At 74.5% G+C, this 6678-nt stretch carries 4 protein-coding genes; 1 reads left to right on the top strand and 3 read right to left on the bottom strand.

The genetic code is table 11. From position 1 onward, the window contains the following. Positions 1–413 precede the first annotated feature (413 nt). A complete protein-coding gene (locus ACZ51I_RS02270; protein ID WP_468870941.1) occupies positions 414–3794 on the top strand; it encodes an AfsR/SARP family transcriptional regulator in 3381 nt (1126 codons plus the stop codon). 15 nt (positions 3795–3809) lie between these two features. Here the strand turns inward: ACZ51I_RS02270 and ACZ51I_RS02265 are convergent, their stop codons facing one another. From ACZ51I_RS02265 to panB, 3 genes are all read right to left on the bottom strand, one after another. Next, on the bottom strand, positions 3810–4670 hold the full coding sequence (locus ACZ51I_RS02265; RefSeq protein WP_468870939.1) for an ABC transporter permease: 861 nt from the start codon (positions 4668–4670) through the stop codon (positions 3810–3812). Then, positions 4667–5677: an ATP-binding cassette domain-containing protein gene (locus ACZ51I_RS02260; protein WP_468870938.1), complete on the bottom strand. Its 1011-nt coding sequence runs from the start codon at positions 5675–5677 to the stop codon at positions 4667–4669. Before ACZ51I_RS02260 ends, ACZ51I_RS02265 begins: the two co-directional genes overlap by 4 nt. 99 nt (positions 5678–5776) lie before the next feature. Continuing rightward, complete coding sequence (panB, locus tag ACZ51I_RS02255; protein ID WP_468870937.1) at positions 5777–6640, bottom strand: 3-methyl-2-oxobutanoate hydroxymethyltransferase; 864 nt, start codon at positions 6638–6640, stop codon at positions 5777–5779. Positions 6641–6678 lie beyond the last annotated feature (38 nt).

Genomic DNA, 6678 nt, shown 5'->3' with positions numbered 1-6678 from the left:
TCCGCCGGGGCGGTGCCCCCGTGGCCCCCGTGGTGAGCGGTCTTCCCGCCGGGGGCGGTGGCCCCCGCCCACCCCCGTTGTGGGCAGTCGTTCCGCCGGGGCGGTGCCCCCGTGGCCCCCGTGGTGAGCGGTCTTCCCGCCGGGGGCGGTGGCCCCCGCCCACCCCCGTTGTGGGCAGTCGTTCCGCTGGGGCGGAACGGGTGGGCACAACGGACGGCGCCCCTTGCCGGGCCTGGGCTCCCGCGCCCTGACCCGCACCGGCAGGTACGGCGCGCGCGTGGTGCGGGTCCAGGCGCGGAACGCGGAGGCGCCGCCCCGGCGGAGGGCGCCCACCCGGCGGGGTGCCACCCCGCGGGGGACGCGCGCAGGCGGGCGCCGCCGGGCGGCGGCAGGGGGTCGCGGAGAATGGGGGCGTGCGCTACTCCGTCCTCGGTCCCACCCTCGCCCGCACCCCCGCCGGCACCGACGTCCCCGTCGGCGGCCCCCGGGTCCGTGCCCTGCTCACCGTCCTCGCCCTGCGGGCCGGCCGGACCGTGCCCGTAGCCGATCTCGTGGACGAGGTGTGGCACGGCGACGAGCCGCCCGCCGACGCGCCCGCCGCGCTCCAGGCGCTCGTCGGGCGGCTCCGCCGGGCCCTCGGCCGGGACCGGGTGGTCTCCGCCGACGGTGGCTACCGGCTCGACGCCCGGCCCGAGGACGTGGACACCCGCCGCTTCGAGCGGCTCGCCGTCGAGGGCGCGGCCGCGCTCGGCGCGGGCGACCCCGCACGCGCCGCCGCCCTCCTCGACGAGGCCCTCGCGCTCTGGCGCGGGCCCGCCCTCGCCGACTTGCCGGACCGGGACGCGGAGGCCGCCCGCTGGGAGGCCCGCCGGCTCGACGCCCGCCGGGCGAGGCTCGACGCCGCCCTCGCGCTCGGCGGGGCCGCCGCCGCCCTCCCCGAACTCACCGCGCTCTGCGCCGCCCACCCCCTCGACGAACCCCTCCAGGCCCTCCGGATCCGCGCCCTGCGGGACACCGGCCGGACGGCCGAGGCCCTCGCCGCGTACGAGACGGTCCGCCGCGCCCTCGCCACCCGCCTCGGCACCGACCCCTCGCCCGCCCTGCGCGCGCTCCACGCCGAACTCCTGGCTCCGGAGCCCGAGCCCACGCGCGCGCGTACCCCCGCCCCCGCCCGGGGCAACCTGCGCGCGCGGCTCACCAGTTTCGTCGGCCGCGACGAGGAGATCGCCCTGGTCCGGGACGACCTGCGCCGTGCGCGGCTCGTGACGCTGCTGGGGCCCGGCGGGGCCGGGAAGACCCGGTTGTCGCAGGAGGCGGCCGAGCGGGCGACCGAGGACTGGCCGGACGGCGTCTGGGTGACGGAACTCGCGCCCGTACGGGACCCGGAGGCCGTCCCCGAGGCCGTCCTCGCGGCCGTCGGCGCCCGCGAGACCGTGCTGCGCGGCGCCGGAGCCGAGGAGCTGCGCGGCGGGGGCGACCCCCTCGCCCGGCTCGTCGAGCACTGCGCCGGGCGCCGGATGCTGCTCCTCCTCGACAACTGCGAGCATCTCGTCGGCGCGGCCGCCGAACTGGCCGAGACCCTTCTCGCGCGCTGCCCCGAACTGCGGGTGCTCGCGACGAGCCGGGAGCCGCTCGGCGTCCCCGGCGAGGCGATCCGGCCCCTCGGCCCGCTGCCGACCGGGATGGCGCTGCGGCTGCTGGGGGAGCGGGGCGCGGCCGTCCGCCCGGGGTTCCGCGTCGAGGACGACCCGGCCGCCGCGGGCGAGGTCGTACGGCGCCTCGACGGTCTGCCGCTGGCCATCGAACTGGCCGCGGCCCGGCTGCGGATGTTGACTCTGCGTCAGATCGCGGACCGGCTCGACGACCGCTTCCGGCTGCTGACCTCGGGCGCGCGGACGGTGCTGCCCCGTCAGCAGACCCTGCGCGCGGTCGTCGACTGGTCGTGGGACCTGCTGGACCGGGGCGAGCGAGCGGTCCTGCGCCGTCTCGCGGTCTTCACGGGCGGCTGCGACCTGGAGGCGGCGGAGGCCGTCTGCGCCGGCGCGAAGGACGACGCGAAGGACGGCGCGAAGGATGACGCGAACGACGACTCACACGACGGCGCGAAGGACGGCGGGGAGGAGACGGCCGCGGTCCTCGACCTGCTCGGCGCCCTCGTCGACAAGTCCCTCGTCGTCGCCGCCCCCGGCGAGAACGGCATGCGGTTCCGGCTCCTGGAGACCGTCGCCGAGTACGCCGGGGAGCGACTCGACGAGGCGGGGGAGCGGGCCGCCACCGAGCGCCGGCACCTCACGTACTACCGCGAACTCGCCCGCCGTACCGACCCCGAGCTGCGGGGCTCCGGACAGGCCGGGGCCATCGCCCGCCTCGGCACCGAGTACGGCAACATCCGCACCGCCCTGCGCCGCGCCGTCGACGCCGGCGACGAGGACGAGGCCCTGGTCCTCGTCCACTCCATGCTCTGGTACTGGCAGATGCGCGACCTGCGCGCCGACGCCCTCCACTGGTCGCAGGCCGCCGCCGCGCTCGGCCCCGACCCGTTCGGGACGCCCGCCGCCCCCGTCGTACCGCTGCACGAGCCGTGCACCGCCGCGCCCCCGCCGCTCTCCGAGGAGCAGCGCTGGGAGGCCCGGCGCGGGGTGCGGCTGATCGAGCTGCTCAACATGGACCACGAGACGGGCCGCTGGACGGCCCCCGAGGGCTTGGCGCGGCTGCGGCGGATCCACGAGGTGTACCCGCCGGGGCTCCCGCAGACCTGCCGGCTGCCCGGCTCCTTCGCCGTCTTCGCCGTCCTCCTCATCGGAGAACCGGTCCGCATGGGCGAAGCCCTGGAGGCGCAGGTGGACGCCTGCCGGCGCTACGGCTACGAGTGGGAGCTCGCCCACGCCCTGCAGATGCGCGCCAACATCCTGGCCAACCGGGCCGACCTGGCGGAGCGGGCGAGCGCCGACGCCGAGGAGAGCCTGGAGATCTTCGTCCGCCTCGGTGACTCCTGGGGCGCGGCCGAGGCGCTGTCCTCGCGCGCCGAGGCCCGTGAGCGGCGCCTCGAGTTCGAGGGCGCCGCCCAGGACTTCGCCGACGCCATCGCGTACGCGCGGGAGATCGGCGCCCAGTCCCAGATGGCGCTGCTGCGGGCCCGCTACGCCGACATGCTGGTCGAGACGGGCCGCGGCGAGGAGGCAGAACGGATCCTGCGGGAGATCGTGGAAGGGGAGCACGGCCGCGGCCATGAGCCGATGCTGGCCGGGCGGATCTTCCTGGGGATGCTGCTCGCCCGGACGGGCCGCACCACGGAGGCCCGCGAGCACCTCGCACGGCTCATCGACGACCTCGGCGTCGACGACCTCCGCTTCCAGACCTTCTCCATCTTCGAGGGCTTCGCGCTCGGCGCCCTCGGCTGGGTGGACGATCTGGAGGGACGGTACGCGTCGGCGGTCGCGCTGTCCCGGCGCGCGTTCGACCGCTCGCTCGGCGCCCTGTCGATGATGGTCGCGCCGGTGATGCCGTCGATCCACCTGATCACGGCCGCCTGGGGGCTGGCCGGGCTCGGCGGCCCCGCGGCCCGTACCGCCGCCGTGCTGCTCGGGGCGTACGAGGGGCTCGTACCGCCCGGGCATCTGTCGCCGCCCCTGGAGCGGGAGAACCGCGAGCGGGCGACGGAGCTGTGCCGGTCGGCGCTCGGGGACGGGGAGTTCGAGGCGGCGTACGCGGAGGGCGACGGCCTCTCCTTGGAAGAGGCCGCCGCCCTGCTCGGTCGCGCCGCCGACGCGATCAGTGAGCGCGCCGAGTCATGATCCCCCGATCGGGACTCAGGTCTTCTTGCGGAACTTGGCGACCGCGAGCGGTGCCGTCACGAGGGTGATCAGCGCCGCCCAGCCGAGGACCATCCACACCGAGTGGGCGACCGGGCCGCCGTTGATCAGGTTGCGGGCGGCGTCGGCGAGGTTGGACAGCGGGTTGTAGTCGGTGAAGGACTTCAGCCAGCCGGGCATCGAGGTCGGCGGCGCGAAGATCGACGAACCGAACTGCAGCGGCATCAGGACCAGCATCGCCACGCCCTGGACGGCCTGGGCCGTCTTCATGGTGAGGCCGAGCAGGATGAAGATCCACATGAGGGAGGCTCCGAAGGCCATCGACAGGCCGATGGCCGCGAAGAGGTGGAGGACCGAGGTGTGGATCTCCATGCCGAGCAGGAAGCCCATGCCGAGCAGGATCGAGGTGGCGATGAGCATCCGGCCGACCTCGACGACGATCTTCGCGATGAGGACCGAGGACCGGGCGATCGGCATCGTCCGGAACCGGTCCATGACCCCCTTCTTGAAGTCGTCGTTGATGCCGACTCCGACGGCCATGGCGATGTTCATGCCCATCATCGCCATCAGGCCGGGCGTCACGTAGTTCACGTACGCGTCGTTGTTGCCCTTGCCGGCGATGGCGCCGCCGAACACGTACACGAAGAGCAGGATGAAGATGATCGGCATCAGGACGGCGTCGAACATCGACTCCGGGTCCTGCTTGATCTGGAGGGCGTTGCGCCGGGCCAGGGCGCCGATGTGGCGGAGGTTGGCCCGCAGGCCGATCCGGCCCTCCGCGACGGGGGCGGTGCGCGCCGCGGCCGGACCCGGAGTCCGGGCGTCGGCGGGGGACTTGGTGACAGTGGTCGTGCTCACGCGGCGACCTCCTCGGTGATCGCGTCGGAAAGCTCGGAGTCGGCGGTCTTCTGACCGGTGATCGCGAGGAACACCTCGTCCAGGCTGGGCAGATGGGTGCCGATGTGGGCGATGCCGAAGCCGCGCGCGCCGAGCAGGCCCACGACGGCGGTCAGCTGCTCGTCGGCGAGGATCGGCACGTACAGCACGCCCTCGTCGGGCACGACGGTCGAGCCGGCGACCCCGTCGAGGCCGGTCTCGCGCAGCGCGGCGGCCATCTCGGGCAGCTGGCCCGGGTCCGCGGGGCGGACCTTCAGGGTCCGGCCGCCGACCTTGGCCTTGAGCTCGTCGACCCCGCCCTTGGCGATGACCCGGCCCCGGTCGATGACGGTCAGCTCGCTGGCGAGCTGCTCCGCCTCCTCCATATACTGGGTGGTCAGCAGGACGGTCGCGCCCTCGGAGACCATGCGCTGCACCTCGTCCCACACCTCGTTGCGGGTGCGGGGGTCGAGGCCGGTGGTCGGCTCGTCCAGGTAGAGGACGGCCGGCTGTCCGATCATGGAGGCGGCGAGGTCGAGGCGGCGCCGCATGCCGCCCGAGTAGTTCATGGCCGGGCGCTTGGCGGCGTCGGTGAGGGAGAAGCGCTCCAGCATCTCGTCGGCGCGGCGGCGGGCGTCGGCGCGGGAGAGGTCGAGCAGTCGCCCGATCATGTACAGGTTCTCCCAGCCGGACAGCTTCTCGTCGACCGAGGCGTACTGGCCGGTGAGGCCGATGGTGCGGCGCAGCTGGCGGGGGTGCCTCACCACGTCGTAGCCGGCGACGGTGGCGGTCCCGGCGTCCGGGACGAGGAGGGTGGACAGGCAGCGGACGAGGGTGGTCTTGCCGGCGCCGTTGGGCCCGAGGACCCCGAGGACCGTGCCCTCCCGGACGTCCAGGTCGACCCCGTCGAGGGCCTTGGTGGCGCCGAAGTGCTTCACGAGGCCCCGGACCTCGACGGCGTTGGTGTGTGATCGCGTCATGTCCACCATGGAACAGGGCGTCACCGACAATCCCCCGACAGACGACCGACAGCCCGCCGACGGGGGCTGTCGGCGGGCTGTCGGAGGTGGCGCAATGGCTCTACGGGCCTAGTGGAAGGTGTGCTCCTCGGCGGGGAACGCCCCGCCGCCGACGTCCTCGGCGAAGGCGCGGGCGGCGTCGCCGAGCGTCTCGCGGAGGTTGGCGTACTGCTTGGTGAAGCGCGGCACCTTGCCGCCGGTGAGGCCGGCCATGTCGGTCCAGACGAGGACCTGCGCGTCGGTGCCCGGGCCGGCCCCGATGCCGATGGTCGGGATGTGCAGGGAGCGGGTGACCTCGGCGGCCAGTTCGGCCGGTACGAGTTCCAGGACGACGGCGAAGGCGCCCGCGTCCTGCGCCGCCTTGGCGTCGCTGAGCAGCCGGTGCGCGGCCTCGTCGCTGCGGCCCTGCACCCGGTAGCCCATGGTGTTCACGGACTGCGGGGTGAGGCCCAGGTGGGACATGACCGGGATGCCGGCCTGGACCAGCAGCTCGGTCTGGGGCAGCGAGCGCTCGCCGCCCTCCAGCTTGATCGCGCCGACGCCCGCGTCCTTGACGAGCCGGGTGGCGTTGCGCAGGGCCTGGACGGGCCCTTCCTGGTACGAACCGAACGGCAGGTCGCCGACGACGAGGGCGCGCTTGGTGCCCCGGACGACGGCGGCGGACAGGAAGGTCATCTCGTCCATCGTGACGGGCACGGTGGTGTCGTAGCCGAGGTGACAGTTGCCCATCGAGTCGCCGACGAGGATCACCGGGATGCCGGCCTCGTCGAAGACGGAGGCGGTCATCGCGTCGTAGGCGGTGAGCATGGGCCACTTCTCGCCGCGGACCTTGGCGGCGGCGATGTCGTGGACGGTGATGCGGCGCGTGCCCTTCCCTCCGTACAGCGCCTTGCTGCTGTCGGCGGGCGATTTCGGGGCAGCCTGAAGCGTCATGGTGAACGGCTCCTCTTGTCATCTCGAGGCGCCCTGTG

Source organism: Streptomyces sp. NPDC034084 (assembly GCF_055575535.1).
The sequence above is the reverse complement of the archived record's forward strand: the minus strand, read 5'-3'. Positions and strand labels throughout refer to the sequence as shown.

What these genes read in the sequence shown, in the direction of transcription:
- ACZ51I_RS02260 (WP_468870938.1), bottom strand. Translation starts at nt 5,677, where the DNA reads ATGGTGGACATGACGCGATCACACACCAACGCCGTCGAGGTCCGGGGC.
- panB (WP_468870937.1), bottom strand. Translation starts at nt 6,640, where the DNA reads ATGACGCTTCAGGCTGCCCCGAAATCGCCCGCCGACAGCAGCAAGGCG.